This is a genomic window from Mesorhizobium sp. PAMC28654, assembly GCF_020616515.1.
Taxonomy (GTDB): Bacteria; Pseudomonadota; Alphaproteobacteria; order Rhizobiales; family Rhizobiaceae; genus Mesorhizobium.
In genome coordinates, this window is sequence record NZ_CP085135.1 from 967,651 (window position 1) to 985,741 (window position 18,091).

At 58.9% G+C, this 18,091-nt stretch carries 17 protein-coding genes and 2 pseudogenes; 7 read left to right on the forward strand and 12 right to left on the reverse strand.

The features are described from left to right. Positions 1–22 precede the first annotated feature (22 nt). Both LGH82_RS04815 and LGH82_RS04820 read left to right on the forward strand, forming a co-directional pair. Complete coding sequence (locus LGH82_RS04815; protein ID WP_227347508.1) at positions 23–1,399, forward strand: DEAD/DEAH box helicase; 1,377 nt, start codon at positions 23–25, stop codon at positions 1,397–1,399. 39 nt (positions 1,400–1,438) lie between these two features. Next, positions 1,439–2,106, forward strand: a pseudogene (locus tag LGH82_RS04820) (transposase); the annotation flags it as partial. A 33-nt stretch (positions 2,107–2,139) separates the two neighbouring features. Here the strand turns inward: LGH82_RS04820 and LGH82_RS04825 are convergent. The 12 genes and pseudogenes from LGH82_RS04825 to sdhC all read right to left on the reverse strand — a co-directional run bounded on the left by LGH82_RS04825 (position 2,140) and on the right by sdhC (position 12,457). After that, a protein-coding gene (locus tag LGH82_RS04825; protein WP_413771365.1) for an IS3 family transposase occupies positions 2,140–3,290 on the reverse strand; the annotation gives its coding sequence in 2 pieces (ribosomal slippage) (positions 2,140–3,026 and positions 3,026–3,290; 1,152 coding nt in all). A 44-nt stretch (positions 3,291–3,334) separates the two neighbouring features. After that, a pseudogene (locus LGH82_RS04830) lies at positions 3,335–3,748 on the reverse strand (IS21 family transposase); the annotation flags it as partial. A 316-nt stretch (positions 3,749–4,064) separates the two neighbouring features. Then, positions 4,065–4,337 carry a hypothetical protein gene (locus LGH82_RS04835; RefSeq protein WP_227347509.1) on the reverse strand — a complete coding sequence of 91 codons (273 nt, stop codon included), beginning with the start codon at positions 4,335–4,337 and terminating at the stop codon, positions 4,065–4,067. Between the two features lie 371 nt (positions 4,338–4,708). After that, complete coding sequence (locus tag LGH82_RS04840) at positions 4,709–5,986, reverse strand: beta-ketoacyl-ACP synthase (RefSeq protein WP_227347510.1); 1,278 nt, start codon at positions 5,984–5,986, stop codon at positions 4,709–4,711. Between the two features lie 11 nt (positions 5,987–5,997). Beyond that, positions 5,998–7,182 (reverse strand): beta-ketoacyl-ACP synthase, encoded by a 1,185-nt coding sequence (locus tag LGH82_RS04845; protein WP_227347511.1) that lies wholly within the window; start codon positions 7,180–7,182, stop codon positions 5,998–6,000. A 93-nt stretch (positions 7,183–7,275) separates the two neighbouring features. Further along, positions 7,276–7,491: a hypothetical protein gene (locus tag LGH82_RS04850; protein WP_227347512.1), complete on the reverse strand. Its 216-nt coding sequence runs from the start codon at positions 7,489–7,491 to the stop codon at positions 7,276–7,278. A gap of 355 nt (positions 7,492–7,846) precedes the next feature. After that, on the reverse strand, positions 7,847–8,044 hold the full coding sequence (locus LGH82_RS04855; RefSeq protein ID WP_227347513.1) for a hypothetical protein: 198 nt from the start codon (positions 8,042–8,044) through the stop codon (positions 7,847–7,849). A gap of 194 nt (positions 8,045–8,238) precedes the next feature. Continuing rightward, complete coding sequence (locus LGH82_RS04860) at positions 8,239–9,003, reverse strand: spermidine synthase (RefSeq protein WP_227347514.1); 765 nt, start codon at positions 9,001–9,003, stop codon at positions 8,239–8,241. Between the two features lie 24 nt (positions 9,004–9,027). After that, complete coding sequence (locus LGH82_RS04865; RefSeq protein ID WP_227347515.1) at positions 9,028–9,807, reverse strand: succinate dehydrogenase iron-sulfur subunit; 780 nt, start codon at positions 9,805–9,807, stop codon at positions 9,028–9,030. Between the two features lie 48 nt (positions 9,808–9,855). After that, complete coding sequence (gene sdhA, locus LGH82_RS04870) at positions 9,856–11,649, reverse strand: succinate dehydrogenase flavoprotein subunit (protein ID WP_227347516.1); 1,794 nt, start codon at positions 11,647–11,649, stop codon at positions 9,856–9,858. Positions 11,650–11,660: 11 nt separating this feature from the next. Then, positions 11,661–12,053 carry a succinate dehydrogenase, hydrophobic membrane anchor protein gene (gene sdhD, locus LGH82_RS04875; protein ID WP_227347517.1) on the reverse strand — a complete coding sequence of 131 codons (393 nt, stop codon included), beginning with the start codon at positions 12,051–12,053 and terminating at the stop codon, positions 11,661–11,663. After that, positions 12,050–12,457, reverse strand: coding sequence for a succinate dehydrogenase, cytochrome b556 subunit (gene sdhC, locus LGH82_RS04880; RefSeq protein WP_227347518.1), 408 nt, complete (start codon positions 12,455–12,457; stop codon positions 12,050–12,052). Before sdhC ends, sdhD begins: the two co-directional genes overlap by 4 nt. A 239-nt stretch (positions 12,458–12,696) precedes the next feature. On the opposite strand from sdhC, the gene LGH82_RS04885 reads away from it, so the two are divergent. Genes LGH82_RS04885 through LGH82_RS04905 form a run of 5 tightly spaced genes read left to right on the forward strand, consistent with a single transcriptional unit; the run spans position 12,697 to position 18,086 of the window. Next, positions 12,697–13,011 carry a helix-turn-helix domain-containing protein gene (locus LGH82_RS04885; RefSeq protein WP_227347519.1) on the forward strand — a complete coding sequence of 105 codons (315 nt, stop codon included), beginning with the start codon at positions 12,697–12,699 and terminating at the stop codon, positions 13,009–13,011. Further along, entirely contained in the window at positions 13,008–15,029 is a 2,022-nt protein-coding gene (hyfB, locus tag LGH82_RS04890) for a hydrogenase 4 subunit B (protein WP_413771424.1), read from the forward strand. The genes LGH82_RS04885 and hyfB overlap by 4 nt, the downstream gene beginning before the upstream one ends. Continuing rightward, the gene (locus LGH82_RS04895) at positions 15,020–15,976 is read left to right on the forward strand and encodes a respiratory chain complex I subunit 1 family protein (protein WP_227347520.1); all 957 of its coding nucleotides are present in this window, start codon (positions 15,020–15,022) and stop codon (positions 15,974–15,976) included. The genes hyfB and LGH82_RS04895 overlap by 10 nt, the downstream gene beginning before the upstream one ends. After that, positions 15,976–16,638 (forward strand): hydrogenase-4 component E, encoded by a 663-nt coding sequence (locus LGH82_RS04900; protein WP_227347521.1) that lies wholly within the window; start codon positions 15,976–15,978, stop codon positions 16,636–16,638. Before LGH82_RS04895 ends, LGH82_RS04900 begins: the two co-directional genes overlap by 1 nt. Further along, positions 16,635–18,086: a hydrogenase 4 subunit F gene (locus LGH82_RS04905; RefSeq protein WP_227347522.1), complete on the forward strand. Its 1,452-nt coding sequence runs from the start codon at positions 16,635–16,637 to the stop codon at positions 18,084–18,086. Before LGH82_RS04900 ends, LGH82_RS04905 begins: the two co-directional genes overlap by 4 nt. Positions 18,087–18,091 lie beyond the last annotated feature (5 nt).

The following is an 18,091-nucleotide window of genomic DNA, read 5'->3' on the forward strand; positions in this document are numbered from 1 at the left end:
TCAGCGATTCGAGGATTGAGCGATGTACGATCCCATTGGTGGCTTCAAGCGTATGATCGACCAGTTCATGGTCTACCTCGACACCGCCTATCGGATCGAGAATCCGACCATGGCAGCTGCGCGGCACGCCTTGCTATCGGCTCCCGGCGAGCTCGCCCTCGATCCAATCTTCGAGGCGGTGCCGCGGTACGTGCAATGGAGTCATGGCATCGAGGAGCTGGCGGCCGACTCCGAGGGCCTGCTTAAAGACTTTTCCAAGGCCCAAAGGCGAGCGTTCGCCGAGTTGGTTCTGTGCGGTCTGTTCGACAGCGTCGCCGATGACTCCGAGCTCGGAAAAAAGGGATCCTACAAACCATACCTTCACCAAATGGACATGCTGCGCCGCGGGGTTGCAGACGGTCTGCCGGGTATCGTCACGTCCGGAACGGGTTCCGGGAAGACCGAGAGCTTTCTTCTGCCTTTGCTGGCGCAAATCTCTCGAGAGGCGACTTCCTGGCCGTCTCCCCTCCAGCCGATAGACGACGACTGGTTGGATCCGCGCGGAAGATTCAAATACCACCGCAGAAACGAACATCCCGATCGGCCAAAGGCGATGAGGGCGATCGTCCTCTATCCGCTGAACGCCCTCGTCGAAGACCAGATGGTTCGACTTAGGAAGGCGGTGGATTCGCCAGAGGCTCGGGCCGTGATGGATCAGTATTTCGCGGGGAACCGGATTTTCTTTGGGCGGTACACCGGCAGATCTCCCGTTACTGGGTATCTCGAACACCCACGCTTGGCCGACACGCCATATTGGGACAAGCGCTCGAAACGGGCCACTGGCGAACTCCGAAAGGAGCTTCGACGGTACCGGGAAATCCAGGCGAAGATCGCTGCTGACGCCACCCTCCCGGACGATCTGAGGTACCTGTTCCCATCGACCGATGGCGGTGAGTTGATCTCACGTTGGGATATGCAGGCCACGCCTCCGGATATCCTCGTCACCAACCAGTCGATCCTCAACGCCATGCTGGTGCGCGAGATCGACGCACCGATTATAGATCAGACCCGCGACTGGATATTGCAGGAACCTTCAGCCCGTTTTTACCTGATCCTGGATGAGCTGCATCTCGTTCGTGGATCTGCCGGTGCCGAGATGGCTTCGTTGTTAAGGATCCTGATCGAAAGGTTGGGGCTGTCGCATCCCGATCATGCCCATAAGCTCCGCGTACTGTCATCTAGCGCATCGTTGCCTATGGAAGGGGCCGATTCCGCTTTCAGCGTTCAATATCTGAAAAGCATGTTCGGCAACGCCGGTACTGCAGGGAGCAGAGACCTCGATAGAGCCTGGCGTGACAGCGTCGTCACAGGCACTGTTCCCCGTCAGCACCTGTGTCCCAGATTTGAGGTTGTGAATTAAGGAGGGTTTTGATCTCGTCGTCACGACGAAGGAACCAAGATGAGCCCTAAATCCTCAAGTGCCAAGAAGCCTGCCGAGCAGGTGGTAAAGGACATTCGCCGGGCGACCCGGCGGCATTTTTCAGCGGAAGACAAGATCCGGATCGTGCTGGACGGGCTGCGCGGCGAAGACAGCATCGCCGAGCTGTGCCGCAAGGAAGGGATCGCGCAGAGCCTGTATTACACCTGGTCCAAGGAGTTCATGGAGGCCGGCAAGCGCCGATTGGCGGGTGATACCGCTCGTGCTGCCACCAGCGACGAGGTCAAGGATTTGCGCCGGGAGGCCGGCGCGCTGAAGGAATGCGTCGCTGATCTGACACTGGAAAACCGTCTGCTCAAAAAAAGCATGATCGCGGATGGGGACGAGCAAGAATGAGATATCCCGCATCCGAAAAGCTCGAGATCATCAGGATCGTCGAGCAGTCACACCTGCCAACCCGCAAAACGCTGGACCGACTGGGCATCCCGCGCCGGACCTTCTATCGCTGGTATGACCGTTATGTCGAGGGCGGGCCTGAGGCGCTGCAGGATCGGCCCTCGGCGCCGAGCCGGGTGTGGAACCGCATCCCGCCTGCCATCCATGACCAGATCATCGAACTGGCGCTGGAGCAGTCCGAGCTCTCCCCGCGCGAACTGGCAGTACGGTTCACCGACGAGACGCGCTACTTTGGACTTGCTTCGGTAAAGTGGAGAGCGGGTTGCTCATTCGGCGGCGTTTCGCTCGAACTGCATCGGGCTGATGTAGTCGAGCGCGGAATGCCGCCGGATGGGATTGTAGAAGCCGTCGATATATCGGGCAATGGCGGCTTGGGCATCGGCGCGGGTAAGGAAAGAGGTGCGCCAGATCAGTTCAGTTTTCAGCGTCTTGAAGAATGTTTCGACCATGGCGTTATCAAAGCAATTGCCCTTGCCTGACATTGAGATGATGACGCCGGCGGCACGCAATTCGGCTTGGTAGTCGATAGAACAATATTGGCTGCCGCGGTCGGAGTGGTGAATGAGGCCGGGTTCCGGCTGCCGCATGACGAACGCCTTGTTGAGCGCTGCCAGAGCCAGGCTGCGGTGTAGCCGGTTGCCAGCAGCCCAGCCAACGACCTTGCGGGCAAACAGATCGATGACGACAGCAAGGTACAACCAGCCCTCCCGCGTCCAGATGTAGGAGATGTCGGCACCCCATTTCTGGTTGGGACCAGTGGCGGCAAAATCCTGGTCGATGACATTGGGGGCAACCGGAAAGGCGTGTTCGCTGTCCGTCGTGCGCTTGAACCGCCGCTTCTGTCTTGCCTGGAGGCCATTCTCCCGCATCAGACGCGCCGTTCGTCGCCGGCCAATGGCAAAGCCATTGTCTTGCAGTTCCCGCGTCATGCGCGGGCTACCATAGGTTCCGTTCGACAGCGCGAACGACGATCGCACATGCGCCAGCATTATCATGTCGTCGCGCTGCCGGCGGCACGCCGGCCGGCGCCCCCAGGCAAAGTAGCCGCTCGGGCTGACACCCAGCGTCGCGCACAAACGGTCCACAGGGAAATCCTTCTTCGCCTGGTCGATGAGCGCGAACCTCACCGACTTCCCTCCTTGACGAAAAAAGCCGTCGCCCGTTTCAAGATATCCCGCTCCTGCCGAAGGATTTCATTCTCCCGCCGCAGCCGTTTCAATTCAGCGGCGACATCAGCATCAGGCGGACGCCCAGGATCGCCCATCTCACGATCCAGCTGCCGACCCATCCATCGCGTCAGCGTCGAGAAACCAACACCAAGATCCTCCGCGATCTGCCGCTTCGTCCGACCGCTCGTTCGCACAAGGCCAACCGCCTCCGCCTTGAACGCATCCGTAAACTGTCTCTGTTTCGTCATCGAGGTCGCCTTTCATCAGAAGGAAACTCTCCACTTTTTCGGGGCAAGTCCAGGCCGGCGATCGACACGTCAAGGCTGCCCATGTCGGTAAAATCCGATAGCCCGAGTCGGCCGGGTTCGTGAAGCTGGCGGAAGATAACCTCCTGCTCTTCGCCGTGGATGGCACGCCATGACCGGATGCGCCGCTCCAGCGTTCGGCGAATGCCCGCGCTCAGTTCCGGGTGCCGCCGCAGCATCTCCTCATAGATGGCGACAACACGGATGCCTGGCGCCGCCTTCAAAAGGGGAACGACCTCGGCATCGAAGATATGCTCGAGAGGGTCAGGCCTCCGCCGGCCACGAGCCTTTTGCTTTTGCGATGGCAGGTGCGCGTCCGTCTTGATGCGATAGGCCGTCGCCCTGCTGATCGACGCCTTGGCGGCGGCGACCTCGATAGAATTGTTTTGTCGGTACTTCATAAAAAGCCTCGTCTGATGATCGGTTACATGGCGACCCGGCACAAAGATGGTTCTCCATTCCAGAAAACCACCAAGCTACCGGGCCGACCGCGATCATAAGACGCTGAAAAATTGCGCGGCGGCGGGGGTGTAACTCCGGTCGGGCTACGCCCTCCCTTCGTCACACCCCCGCCGCCGAGTCTCATCCTGATTGACGCTGAGTCTCACCTTGTTTGTCGCCGCGCAGCAGCGGCCCGCGGTGCGCCACTTTCGCAACTGGCTGGTGAGAGAAGCAATCGAGAACCCCGTATGAACTTGGCGCTCGGCTCATGCTTTGTCAGTGGCGCCGCACATTAGGCAACTCGTCGTGGCACATGCCAAGGCCTGAACGCCAACTGGCCAAGGTCATCTGTGCGATCTCGTCTGCAGCAACCGACGGCGGTATCAGCAGCACCGGCTGGACGAAATCACGCACCTTGCCTGCCATCGTGCCCAGGCTGCCACCTCCACAACCGATCATCAAGACATCGGACGCTTGCGCTAGAAGACCGAAGATCGCGTGTATAGGCAACACGGTGGCAGATGGGAGGTCTCGCCAGAATTCAATCAAGGCGAAAGCCTGAAGCATCAAATATGAGATGGCGGCCTGTAATCAGGGGAACCTTGAGAAAGGGGCCATCCTCATTTTGGTCCTGCGTCAGCGGGCCTGAGACGTGCGAATGTCGCTTCAGTGTGGTTTGCCAGATCGTCGGGAAGTCCACCCCCTTGCTGCGCATTAAATTGCACTCCCGGACGAGCTTGGAGACAACATCGACCACAGTGTGACCTTTTTCGATAAACTGCTAACTTTCAAAGATCTCATGATCGTTGCCGCCCGCGTTTGACCGAGATCAAATGGCTCAGGCTTTTCCGCTAATTGAGCTGCCATCCAGACCGACCTATAGCCGCTCCGGAAGCATCGGAACCAATCAAGCGGATGGGTCAGTTCGGTTCCGCCGTCATGACAAGACACGTATTTTGCCCACCGAACCCAAAGGAACTGGACAGCACCGATGAGACCCGCGCATCGCGCTTCACGTTGGGCACCGCGTCTAGAATGATTGTGGGATCAGGATTGTCGTAATTGATTGTGGGAGGGATCGTTCCGGTCTGGATGGTCAGCACTGAGAACACCGCCTCGATCGCACCTGCGGCTGTCAGTGTATGGCCGATCATCGATTTGTTGGAGGAAACGGGAAGTGATGAAATACGGTCCCCGAAGACCGTCGACATAGCCAGATACTCCATCTTGTCGTTTTCAGGCGTGGAGGTGCCGTGAGCGTTGACGTAGTCGACGGCGTCATCCTTGAGACCGGCATCATTGAGCGCCGCGCTGATCGCGCCGATGGCTGGCGAGGCGTCCGGCTTCGATCGGGTACGGTGGAAGTCATCAGCCTTTTCGCCACAGCCGCGCATGATGCCGAGAACGTTTGCCCCCCGCGCTACAGCGGATTCGAGGGATTCCATGACCATCGCACCGGAGCCTTCGGCCATGACAAAACCATCGCGGTCCAGCGAGAACGGCTTTGCTGCCTTGTGAGCAGGCTCGTTGTGGCTGGACAAAGCTGAGAGCAACGAGAAACGGATCAGCGCCTCTGCTGAAACAGAACCGTCAGTGCCGATCGACAGGACACGGTCGCTTTCGCCGCGCCGGATCGCCTCAACCCCGAGCTGAATGGCGGTCGCGCCCGAAGCGCATGCTGTCGACAGCGTGATTGGCAAACCTCGCGTGCCAAAGGTGTCGGCGATACGATCGGCAATGTAGCCAAACTCGGCTGTGTTAAACATCTCGACCTGCGGGCCAAGGCGACACGCTGCGAGCAAGAGAGCGTATCCCGGTTCGCCCTCGGATCCTATCAACGCAGCAAGCGCGAAACGATCGTACCATTCGAGTTCCACCGGTGGCGCTGCTACGAAAAGCGGCCCTCCAAAATTATCGATAGGAAACCTAGCCTGCAGGATTGCTTCCTCAGCTGCCAGCAAGGCAAGCTTCAGCGACAGTGCCGAGGCCCCCTCCCAGCTTTCCTCAAGAAAGTCGACGGTGCCTGCGATCCGCGTGCGCAAATTGTCGACGGCAAACCGCGTGATTGTGTGAATTCCCGAAGTGCCGGAAGTGAGCGCCGCCCAATTCTCTTCCTTGCCTCGCCCGAGTGACGAAACCACGCCAAGTCCGGTAATGGCAACCAGCGGACGGCCGAGATGATCGGTGTATTTTGACACAGAAATATCCCTTAGATTCTTACCAGCCGAGCGACACCTTCGCCGCGGACAGCACCGATGGAGGTCGCGAGCGCTGTCTCGATGCGCGCCGATCCCTCCCGTTCGTTTTTGGCATCGATCGGCGGGAAGGCCGCGCCATTGAAGACGCTTAGCGCGGCAACAGCTACTGCAAGCGGAAATTGTGCCTCACGCAGATGGCCCACCTTACCCGCGATACCGCGCACCGCCGACGTAGATAATAGATCGAGGGCTGACTTTTCCGCGGCGGTGATGCCTTTCGCGCCAGTGGCGCCGGAAACGACCAAGCCAATCCCTTTCTCTGGTCTTGCAGCGTCAAGCAGCCTGGCAACCGTTGCTTGCAGATCTTCGCGGTTCCGGCGGATCTGCGTGCTGCGGATCGCGTCGACCGCGGCATACGCGCGAGCGCCACGCGACTTCGCGTGCTCGGCTCCTTCCAGCACCAAGAATGCGCCCCCAGAACCCGTGATGATGCCACCGCCAGCTGTGGCTTCTCTCTGCCAGAGAGGGGCCCAGCCGTCAGTTTTCAGCATGCCGTTGAGCTCATAGCTGAGCAGCATATCCGGATGCTGGGAACTATAAGAGCCGCCGACCAGCGCATGCGTGCTCTGTCCCGAGCGTATACGGGCAACCGTAGTGTCTATCGCGGAAATGCCCGCCCCCTCCTCGCCCATGAATGTGCGCGAAGAACCGGTGACCTTGTGAACAATGGAGATGTTGCCGGCGAGCAAATTTGACAGCTGCGCGAGGAAGAGTGTCGGCCGCAGCTCTGTGCTCAGTTTTTCATTCAACATCGGGCCGAGGTCGTGGCGGACCCGTGCCTCGGCCAGGATCTGCGTGTCGACTGAAACGTCGCGTTCGCCGCCGCCTGCAGCCACGACCAAATCCATTGAGGCACAAAGGGTTTCGTCGTTTTTGATCCCGGCATCTTGAAGTGCGAGACCGGCGGCATAGGTACCGATGTGCTGCCAAGTTCCCATTTGCCGTAGATCGCCGCGCTTTGGAATCTGGTTGCTCCAGTCAACCTGACCCAAGGGATGAACTGTATAGGGCTTGAATGTGTCGCTATCGACCCGGGGGGCGGTCTCCCCATTGAAGGCTCGCCAATGTGCATCGATGCCCTCGCCCAGCGATGAAATCAGCCCGATGCCAGTTATAACGACGGTGTTGTTTTGCATGGTCTCCCGATACCGTTCACTTGGCGATCCGGTTGAATGATGGTTTAATCCGTGAGAACTCACCTGCGAATTCAGACATTCTTCGCGTCGCAATCAATCAGATTGGCCTTCAGCAGGATAATTGGCGGCGTCGTCAACTCTTTGCCTTCGCGTTTCCAGCATGTTCAAAAGGTTGGCGAGTTCCTCGGCGTCCTGCCGATTCAGGCCGGCAACAGTCCGGCTTCCCATTTCAGCGGGGCGCTCGGTGCGGGTGTCGATAAGGGTCCAGGTGCCGTTTGACTCCTGGTTTGGCTGATAGCGTTGAGTCATTCGGGCTAGATAACTGCCTACGTCATCGCTGCCAAGCAGCCAGGCCACAGTTTTCGATGGATTTTAATGCCTTATGCATCAATCATAGGGCTGCCCACATGATTTATCATATTCCCGGAGGGGGTATGTAGATGATCACGTCTTCTCACGCCGGGATATCGTGAACGATCCGAACAATGAGTCCGGCGCAGACGGTGCTGGGCCGAAAAAATAGCGACGACCGACCGACCCGTTTGAAGGTCAGGTCATCTGTGGAAGACAAATATCAAAACCAGAACAACCGCCGCCAGCACTGCAAGGAGATAGAAAGTTCGGTTAGCGCGTGTTCGCCACCCCTCGCTTTTCGTCCCTCGCCTCATTTTTTCTCTTTCGCCATTCGTTGTGCCTTTAGCCGAGCTGTCTTTGCGTCCCGCTCTGCCTTCTCGGCGTCAGCGATTGATCGGACTTCGATATTGCTGCGGGATTTCCGCCCGTCTCCCTGACTGGGCAAATTAAACAGATTCTCCTTGGTTAAAGTGCCAAGGTATACGGCTCTTTTATTCGCCTCTGCCATGATTTCTCTCCAATCCGCTATTAATGTATCAATTCATATTGTTTCCGGCAGTAGTAATGGACCGCATAGTCGCGCTCGCTAGCCACTATCAAACAATTGCAGTGCGGGGCCTCGACATAGGCGATATGCACCTGTGGGGTCGCAAATAGGACTTCTGAATGAAATCAACAGTGTTTCGTGCCCACAGCAGTATATCAAAAACCCACTTTGCTTTGCGCCGGCTGGCGAGGCAGGTGCCAAGGTCTGAACGCAAGCCGATTGAGATCCCAAGCGATATCATCCGCGCCGACCACGGGCGGCATCAACATTCTCGGCGGCACCAGCTCGCGAACATTGCCCGCCATCACGATCGCATTGCGGTCTGGTATTCCGCGAATATCAAGCAATCTGACGTCACTCCAAGCGGAGCTGAGGTTGGTGGCAACGCGGTCCGGCAACGAATCCAAATCGTGGCGAGCATGAATATTTCCGATAAAGCACCCGGAAGAATTCTTTAGACGGCTACGAGCTAGTCGGAAGAATGTTTCAGTCCGTAGATTCTCTGGGATCCGTCTCCCGACGTATGCGTCCAGGACGATTGCATCATAGCGATAGCGTTCGGCGCGTAAGAATTCCTCCCCGTCGGCGACACAACAGTCGACATGACGCGGAAGCCCAAAGTGTCGTCGTGCGATCTGGAAAGCTTGTGGATTAATGTCAACGATCGTGACCCGCACTCCTACTCGATCGAGCATCGTGCCCAAGCTGCCGCCGCCACCACCAATCATGAGCACGTCGGTGACCTGCTTCTGAGCAAGAAGGCCGAAGATGGCATGGACATAGGGTACGACGCTCACGCCGTTTTGGTCACACTCACTTTGAAAGCAACCACCCTGGCGATAGATAAACGAGCCAGTATCCTTGGCGCGAAGGACCTCTATGTTGCCGAAATCGGAATGATATTTCGCAATTCGGATCATGATTTCATCACTGTGTCCAAGTTTCTAAATCCGCCGTTCCACCATCATGGTCTTGATCGCTGCAATAGCTTTTGCCGGATTGAGGCCCTTGGGGCAGGTTTGGGTGCAGTTCATGATGGTATGGCAGCGGTAGAGGCGAAAAGGATCTTCAAGGTCGTCGAGACGCTCACCCGTCATTTCATCACGGCTGTCGATCAGCCATCGATAGGCCTGCAGGAGCACGGCGGGTCCGAAATAGCGATCACCGTTCCACCAATAGCTTGGACAGGAGGTAGAGCAGCAAGCGCACAATATGCACTCATAGAGACCGTCAAGCTTTTCCCGGTCCTGATGACTTTGCTTCCATTCTCCCTGGGGTTTTGGCGTTACGGTCTGCAGCCAAGGTTTGATTGAAGCGTACTGAGCGTAAAAATGCGTCAGATCGGGCACTAGATCCTTGATCACTTCCATGTGGGGCAGCGGATAGATCTTCACGTCGCCAGCCACATCTTCGATGCTTTTGGTGCAGGCAAGCGTATTGGTCCCGTTGATATTCATCGCGCAGGAACCGCAGACGCCTTCCCTGCAAGACCGCCGGAACGTCAGCGTCTGGTCGATCTCTTCCTTGATCTTGATCAGCGCGTCGAGCACCATCGGTCCGCATTTGCCAAGATCGACTTCATAGGTGTCTATTCGTGGGTTCTGGCCATCATCCGGGTTCCAGCGATAGATACGGAATCTTTTGACCCTGGTGGCGCCGTCATCGTTCTTGAAAGTCCGCCCCGCAGTGATCGTGGAGTTTTTCGGCAATGTGAGCTGAACCATCGTCTCTTCCTTTGAGAACCCGTCACCCGCTGCGGCAGAGACTGCCCATCAATAGATTCGGGTTTTGGGTTCGATGTATGCGATATCCTTGGTGAGGGTATATGCGTGGACAGGTCGATAATTCAGGCTGACATTGCCCTCGCCGTCGCTTCTGGCCAAAGTGTGAATCATCCAGTTTTTGTCATCCCGATCAGGGAAGTCTTCGCGTGCATGAGCGCCGCGGCTTTCGGTGCGGGCCAGAGCGGAATCGACAAGTGTTGTTGCCTGGAGAAGAAGGTTTTCGAGCTCGAGCGTCTCAACCAGGTCGGAATTCCAGATCATCGAACGATCTGAAACACGCAGATCGGAGAGGCCGTCCCAAACCTCCCTCAGTTTTTCCTTGCCCTCTTGCAGGATCTCCGCGGTACGAAACACGGTGGCATAGCTCTGCATGGTTTGCTGCATCCTGACTCTCAGGCGAGGTGTCGGCGTGCCACCCTTGGCATTGCGTAACTTGTCGAAGCGGTCGAGCGTGCCTTCGCCTGCGTTGGATGGCAACGCCGGCTGCGCAGCGCCGGGGACGAGGAGTTCGGCGCAGCGCAATGCAGCAGCACGGCCAAAGACCACGATGTCGAGGAGCGAATTGCAACCGAGCCGGTTAGCGCCGTGGACTGACACGCACGCCGCTTCGCCAACGGCCATAAGACCGCTAACGATCGCGTCCGGATTGCCATCGGTGCCGCTGATCGCTTCACCGTGGTAATTTGCGGGGATGCCGCCCATGCAATAGTGAGCTGTCGGCAGGACTGGGATCGGCTCGCGCATCACGTCGACCCCAGAAAAGATCTTGGCCGACTCCGATATGCCGGGCAGACGCTCGCGCAGCATGGCGGGATCGAGATGATCGAGGTGCAGGTATATATGGTCCTTGTTCGGCCCAACGCCCCTCCCCTCCCGAATTTCAACCGTCATTGCGCGGGAGACAACATCGCGGGAGGCGAGGTCCCGAGCGGACGGAGCATACCGCTCCATGAAGCGCTCACCCTCCGAGTTGACCAGGTAGCCACCCTCCCCGCGCGCGCCTTCCGTGATTAGGCAGCCAGCTCCGTAAATGCCAGTCGGGTGAAACTGCATGAACTCCATGTCCTGGAGCGGCAAGCCGGCTCGCAGAACCATGCCGCCGCCATCGCCCGTGCAGGTATGGGCGGATGTGCAGGAATAATAGATCCTGCCGTAGCCACCAGTCGCCAGGATGACTGTCTGCGCACGGAATCTGTGCAGTGAGCCGTCCTCCAGCGACCAGGCGATGACGCCACGGCATTCACCGTCGACCATGATGAGATCGAGAACGAAATACTCGATGAAGAACTGAGTGCCGAAACGCAGGGCCTGCCCATAGAGCGTATGAATCAGGGCGTGCCCTGTGCGATCTGCCGCAGCACAAGCCCTTGGCACGGGGCGCTCGCCAAAATCGCTCATGTGGCCGCCGAAAGGACGCTGATAGATTTTTCCGTCCTCGGTACGCGAGAACGGCATGCCAGCGTGTTCCAGCTCCATGACCGTCGGAACAGCCTGGCGGCACATGTATTCAATAGCATCTTGATCGCCGAGCCAGTCCGACCCCTTGACGGTGTCGTACATGTGCCATTGCCAGCTATCTTTGCCAAGATTGCCAAGGCTGGCAGCAATACCGCCCTGAGCGGCGACTGTGTGACTACGGGTCGGAAATACCTTGGTGATGCATGCCGTCTTCAGACCGGCTTCGACAGCGCCTTGCGTGGCGCGCAAACCAGCGCCACCGGCGCCAACGACGACCACATCATAGGTGTGGTCGGTAAACGTGTAAGCATTTGAAGTTCCCATTACATTCTCATTCACATGAATTGCGGGCTGAAGCTGATCTTCAACACCGCAAAAAGGCACGCGACAGCGATTGTTGCCGAAAAGAGAATGTTGAGAATGAGCATGACAACTTTGATGCCCGGCCTATGCACGTAATCCTCGATGATCAACTGCATGCCCAGGCACATGTGCCAGACGCCGGAAAGAACGAGCAGCAGAAGTGTAATCGCCACCAACGGGTTGGCGATCGAGTTCCTGGCGGTGACGTAGTCCGCACCCATGCACGTCAGCAACAACACAATAAGGAAGAGCACGAGTGGCACGTTGGCCACGGCCGTTAACCGCTGAATCCAGAAATGACCGGTGCCGGCACCAGCCGCCCCTGATCCGCGCACACGTTTCATCGGCGTTTGCATATTGCTCATGTCGCTCCCCCAAACAGATGGCCCGCCACCCAAATCGCAGCGGTTAGTGAGAGCGAACCTATGAGGGTTGCGCGCGCCATGACGTTTGCCGCGGGCAGATCAAACCCCTTTCCCATGTCCCAGACGAAGTGCCGAAGGCCACCCAACAAGTGGTGAAGAAGCGCCCAGACATATCCAAGCAGGACGATCTCTCCGGCTGACGAGCCGATGAACAACCGAAATGTGGCGTAAGCCCCGGGACTCCACGCTGCCGAAACCAACCACCAGGTCAGCAAGAGCGTACCTAAATAGAGAGCGATCCCCGTGAGCCGATGCAGGATGGACATCGTCATGGTCATCGTGAGCCGATAGATCCGCAAATGCGGTGCAAGAGGCCTTCGCTGCAGGCGCACGGTCGGCTTCATCCCCTGTCTCCCCCGGTCGAGCCGGCTCGGCCGGAAAACCACGAAATGGCTATGCCAAGGGCCGTAGGCTCGGCATGCAGCCGGGAGCTGAGCGCTTTACGGCAACGCGGATATCGGACCGGTACCCTTACCATCAAAATCGATATCTCATACATCGGTTATTGAATTTATCACCTTTCAATATATGCTGCAACGTGTAGGGATCATATCCCTAATGCAGACAGGAGAGGATGCGACACGTGATAACTGCTCCACAGTTGCGCGCCGCGAGGGCGCTCCTTGGCATCGATCAGCGCAGGCTTGCCGAATTGTCCGGCCTTTCGGTGCCGACAATCCAGCGCATGGAGGCCAGCGAGTCGATTATCCGGGGCAATGTCGATTCCCTCATGAAGCTGATCGGGGCACTTGACCTCGCTGGCGTCGAATTGATCGCCGAAGGTGCCTCGAGCCAAATCGGCGGGCGCGGCGTGCGGCTGAAAGCGGATTTTGACCCCGCAAAAATTCTGGGCGGTGTCGATGCGGACGCCAAACTCCCCGTGAGGAGCGTGGCGTGATTTCGGGGGCCGCGGTCCTCCTGTGGGGCGTTGCCGCGCTCCTGGGGACTGCGGTGCTTGCGGTTGCGTCAAGCCGTAGATCTGGCTCGGGGACACATTTGATCTACAGCATGACGCTGGGCATATCGGCGGCAGTGCTCCTGGTTCTCGCGAGCCGCATCGCCAACGATCCCGTCACCCCCTCGACTGCCACGCTGCCTCTTGGATTGCCATGGATTGGCGCTCGTTTCCGTTTGGATGCGCTCTCGACTTTCTTCCTTGTCGTCGTCAATTTCGGCGGCGCCATGGCCAGTCTTTATGGCCTCGGCTACGGCAGACATGAGTCTGCACCGCATCGGGTGCTGCCGTTCTTCCCGGCTTTCCTAGCCGGAATGAACCTTGTTGTGATGGCCGACGACGCCTTCACCTTTCTGCTGTCCTGGGAATTCATGTCGCTCGCCTCCTGGGCGCTCGTCATGGCGCACCATCGCGAACAGGACAATGCGCGGGCGGGCTACATCTATCTCGTGATGGCGAGTTTCGGCACGCTCGCGCTGCTGCTTGCGTTCGGCCTGATGTCAGGCCCTGGCGGGAACTACACGTTCGAAGCGATGCGTGCCGCCTCCCCCACCCCGCTCGCCACCGCTTTCGTCCTGGCTCTTATGCTGCTGGGCGCAGGCTCCAAGGCTGGCCTCGTACCGCTGCACATTTGGCTGCCACTCGCTCACCCGGCCGCGCCAAGCCACGTCTCGGCCCTGATGAGTGGCGTCATGACCAAGGTTGCCGTCTATGGCTTCATACGCGTTATTTTCGATCTGCTCGGCGAGCCGGCATGGTGGTCGGGCGTTGTTGTGCTTTTCCTCGGCGGACTGACGGCGGTTCTCGGCATCCTCTACGCGCTGATGGAAAAGGACCTGAAGCGGCTGCTTGCCTACAGCACCATTGAAAATGTCGGCGTCATCTTCGTGAGCCTTGGCCTTGCGCTGGCCTTCAAGGCGAACGCCATGCCATCGGCCGCGGCGCTGGCGCTCACCGCCGCACTGTTCCACGTCCTCAACCATTCCTTCTTCAAGAGCCTGCTGTTTTTCGGCGCGGGCGCCGTGCTGACGGCAACCGGTGAGCGGGACATGGAGAAACTGGGCGGCCTCATCCATCGCATGCCTTTTACGAGTTTTGCCTTTCTCGTCGGCTGCGTCGCGATCTCGGCTCTACCGCCTTTCAACGGGTTCGTCTCCGAATGGCTAGCCTTCCAGGCCATATTGCAGAGCCCCGACCTGCCACAATGGGGACTGAAGGTCATGGTGCCCGCCGTCGGTGGTCTGCTGGCACTCTCGGCGGCACTGGCCGCGGCCTGCTTTGTAAAGGCGTTCGGGATCACATTCCTCGGCAGGCCACGCTCGGCTGCGGTGGAGCCAGCGCATGAAGTCGACCGCTACTCGCTGGCGGCAATGTTCATCCTCGCGGCCCTTTGTCTCCTTGCCGGCATTCTGCCGGGTCTTGTCATAGACGGCCTGTCATCGGTGACACTCCCGCTGATTGGCAGCCGGATGCCCGTGCAGACGGCGCAGCCTTGGCTGTCGATCGTACCGATTGCAGCGAGCCGCAGTTCCTACAACGGCCTGCTGGTGTTCCTGTTCATCGCCTTTTCAGCATCCGCCGCGGCATATGTAATCCACCGTTTCGCGTCGCATGCAATCCGTCGGGGGCCAGCCTGGGCTTGTGGCTTCCCGGATGTAGTCCCAAGCTCGCAATACACGGCCGTCAGCTTCGCGCAGCCTATCCGCCGCGTCTTCGGCACGTTCGCTTTCCGTGCAAGGGAAACCGTCGAAATGCCGCCCCCCGGCGGAACCGGTCCGGCTCGTTTGCATGTCGAAATGCATGATGTGATCTGGGAGACGCTGTATCTGCCCATCGGCAAGGCCCTCGACTTTGCGACCGACCACCTGAACCATCTTCAGTTCCTGACGATCAGGCGCTACCTGACCCTCGTCTTTCTCTTTCTCATTGTCTTGCTCCTGGTGCTCGCACTATGGCCCTGATCATTGAGTTGGCCGTTCAGGGCGCACAGATGATCCTGGTGCTTTTGCTGGCGCCGCTCCTGACTGGCTTCGTGCGCAAGGTGAAGGCGAGACTTCTGCGGCGCCAGGGTCCCTCTCTCGTCCAGCCCTATCGCGACCTCCTACGGCTCATGCGCAAGGAGGTCGTCCTGGCGGATAACGCCTCCTGGCTGTTTCGCGTGACGCCCTATCTGATCTTCGCCACGACCTGGGTCGCGGCTGCGCTCGTCCCGACATTCGCCACGGGGCTCACCTTCAGCTGGACCGCCGATCTCATAGCCATCGTCGCACTGCTTGGAAGCGCACGGTTCTTCTTGGCGCTGGCAGGGATGGACGTCGGCACGAGCTTCGGAGGCATAGGCTCGAGCCGCGAGGTGATGATCGCTTCGCTGGCCGAGCCCGCCATGCTACTGATTGTCTTCAGCCTGGCCCTCGTCGCCGGCGCGACGCAACTCTCGACCGTCGCTGCCTTCATGGGATCGCCGGAGGTTGGCCTGCGGGTATCGCTCGGGATGTCGCTCATCGCCCTGGTGATGGTGGCGATCGCCGAAAACGCCCGCATACCAGTGGACAACCCCTCGACCCACCTGGAACTCACCATGGTTCACGAGGCGATGGTGCTGGAATATTCCGGTCGCCATCTGGCGATGATCGAATTCGCCGCTTTCCTCAAGCTTCTGCTCTATGTGTCGCTGATTTCCTGCGTCTTCCTGCCTTGGGGACTGGCGGCCGCCGGGGTCGGACTGGAATCCTTGGCTCCGGGTGTCGTCGCCTATGTCGGCAAGCTTGCCGTCTGCGGCATTCTGCTCGCCGTGTTTGAGACTGCTATCGCCAAGATGCGCGTCTTCCGCGTCCCGGATTTTTTAGGCGCCGCACTCATGTTGGCGCTGCTCGGCACGCTCCTGCTGTTCGTCTCGCGGAGCCTGTGATGAACGGTCTCACCTTCGACATCGCTCATCTGCTCGCCGGCGGCCTGGTGCTGGTCAGCTTCATGATGCTGTATCAGGATCGCCTCTTTGCGCTGATTAACGTTTTTGCGCTTCATGCAATCGTGCTCGCCCTTTCTGTAGCCTGGCAGGCCTACATTCAGGACGCCCATCATCTCTACGTCACCGCGGCGATCGCTCTCGTTTTCAAGGCGATCGTCATTCCCGTCGGGCTTCACCGCATCATCCAGCGACTCGGCATCCATCGCGACATCGAGACGGCCGTCGGCATCGGTCCGACCATGCTTGCGGGAATAGGTCTGGTGACTCTATCCATGGTCCTGATGCTGCGGGTCACTCCCGACGCCGACCCGCTCGCCCGCGAGGACCTGGCCTTCGCGCTGTCCATCATACTGCTGGGGCTTCTGGTGATGGTCACCCGCCGGAATGCCGTGAGCCAGGTTGTCGGATTCATGTCGCTCGAGAACGGCCTGGTCCTTGCCGCCACGGGGGCAAAGGGCATGCCGCTGGTCGTCGAGATAAGTGTCGCCTTCTCGATCCTGATCGCCTTCATCGTCATCGGCGTTTTCCTGTTCCGCATACGCGAACGGTTCGACTCGGTGGATGTCGGCGCACTCGACGATTACAGGGGAGAACACCGTTGACCGCGTTATCCCTCGATGCGGTGGCCGCCGTTTTGCTGATACCAGTCAGCGCCGCCGCACTTCTGGCGTCGCTGCCTAACTACCGGATATCGGCAGGCCTCAATGTCGGCGCGAGCTTGCTGACCTTGCTCGCTGCGATGTCGCTCTTCGTCACGGATCGGCCGCAGCCCGGCCAATACCTGCTCATCGACGATCTCAATATCGTCTTCATCGTGCTCAACGCATTCGTCGGTTTCACGACGAGCGTATTCAGCGCCTCCTACATTGCGCACGAGCTCGAGACAGGGCGGCTGACCGCGCCAAACCTGCGATTTTATCACGCGATGTACCAGATCATGATGTTCGGCATGAACCTGGCGTTCGTGTCGAACAATATCGGCCTGATGTGGGTGGCGGTGGAGCTTGCCACGCTGACCACCGTGCTCATGGTTGGCATCTATCGCACGCACGAAGCGCTGGAAGCCGCCTGGAAATACTTTATTCTGGGAAGCGTCGGCATTGCGCTCGCACTGTTCGGCACCATCCTCGTCTACATGGCCGCGCAGCCGGTTGTTGGCGAGGGCACGAATGCCATGGTCTGGACAGTGCTCATCGCACACGCAGCACACTTCGATCCAGCTTTGCTGAATGTCGCCTTCGTCTTCCTGCTGCTTGGCTACGGCACGAAGGTTGGCCTTGCGCCCTTGCATGCTTGGCTACCCGATGCGCACGCGGAAGGGCCGACGCCGATTTCCGCGGTGTTGTCGGGACTGCTCCTCAATGTCGCGCTCTATGCCGTGCTGCGCTTCAAGCTGCTGCTCGCCGCAAACCCGGAAGCGATGACGCCCGGGCCATTGATGATCACGATGGGGCTGACGTCGCTTGTTTTCGCGGCATTCATGCTCTACCGGCGCCGCGACATCAAACGTCTGTTCGCGTACTCTTCGATCGAGCACATGGGCATCATCGTGTTCGCTTTCGGCATGGGTGGCCCGCTCGCCAATTTTGCCGGCCTGCTGCACATGGTCATGCACAGCCTGACCAAGTCGGCGATCTTTTTCACGGTGGGCCACATTGCCCAGGTCAAGGGAACACAGAACATCGCCGAGATCCGGGGGCTGACGGAGACGCATCCGGGGCTTGGCTGGGCGCTCGTCATCGGGGTCGTTGCCATTGCCGGCCTCCCTCCGCTCGGCATCTTCATGAGCGAATTTCTGGTCGTGAGTTCGACATTTGCCAGACACCCCCTCCTGGCGATGCCGTTGGTGTTCGGGATTCTGCTCGCTTTCGGAGCCCTGCTGCTTCGACTGACCGGCGTCGCTTTCGGCGAGCCAAGCGGCAGCACCGCACCCTCCGAGGCTTCCTACATTCCGATGTATTCCCACTTGGCGCTGGTGTTTGCCGCCGGCATCTATCTGCCGCCACCGCTGGTCACATGGTTCCAGCATGTCGCAAGTATCCTGGGATGAGCGGA

Bases quoted from the DNA above. Each gene is read 5' to 3' on its own strand.
- LGH82_RS04815 (WP_227347508.1), top strand. From the start codon at position 23: ATGTACGATCCCATTGGTGGCTTCAAGCGTATGATCGACCAGTTCATG.
- LGH82_RS04845 (WP_227347511.1), bottom strand. From the start codon at position 7,182: ATGCAAAACAACACCGTCGTTATAACTGGCATCGGGCTGATTTCATCG.
- LGH82_RS04850 (WP_227347512.1), bottom strand. From the start codon at position 7,491: ATGACTCAACGCTATCAGCCAAACCAGGAGTCAAACGGCACCTGGACC.
- LGH82_RS04855 (WP_227347513.1), bottom strand. From the start codon at position 8,044: ATGGCAGAGGCGAATAAAAGAGCCGTATACCTTGGCACTTTAACCAAG.
- LGH82_RS04860 (WP_227347514.1), bottom strand. From the start codon at position 9,003: ATGATCCGAATTGCGAAATATCATTCCGATTTCGGCAACATAGAGGTC.
- LGH82_RS04865 (WP_227347515.1), bottom strand. From the start codon at position 9,807: ATGGTTCAGCTCACATTGCCGAAAAACTCCACGATCACTGCGGGGCGG.
- sdhA (WP_227347516.1), bottom strand. From the start codon at position 11,649: ATGGGAACTTCAAATGCTTACACGTTTACCGACCACACCTATGATGTG.
- sdhD (WP_227347517.1), bottom strand. From the start codon at position 12,053: ATGAGCAATATGCAAACGCCGATGAAACGTGTGCGCGGATCAGGGGCG.
- sdhC (WP_227347518.1), bottom strand. From the start codon at position 12,457: ATGAAGCCGACCGTGCGCCTGCAGCGAAGGCCTCTTGCACCGCATTTG.
- LGH82_RS04895 (WP_227347520.1), top strand. From the start codon at position 15,020: ATGGCCCTGATCATTGAGTTGGCCGTTCAGGGCGCACAGATGATCCTG.
- LGH82_RS04900 (WP_227347521.1), top strand. From the start codon at position 15,976: ATGAACGGTCTCACCTTCGACATCGCTCATCTGCTCGCCGGCGGCCTG.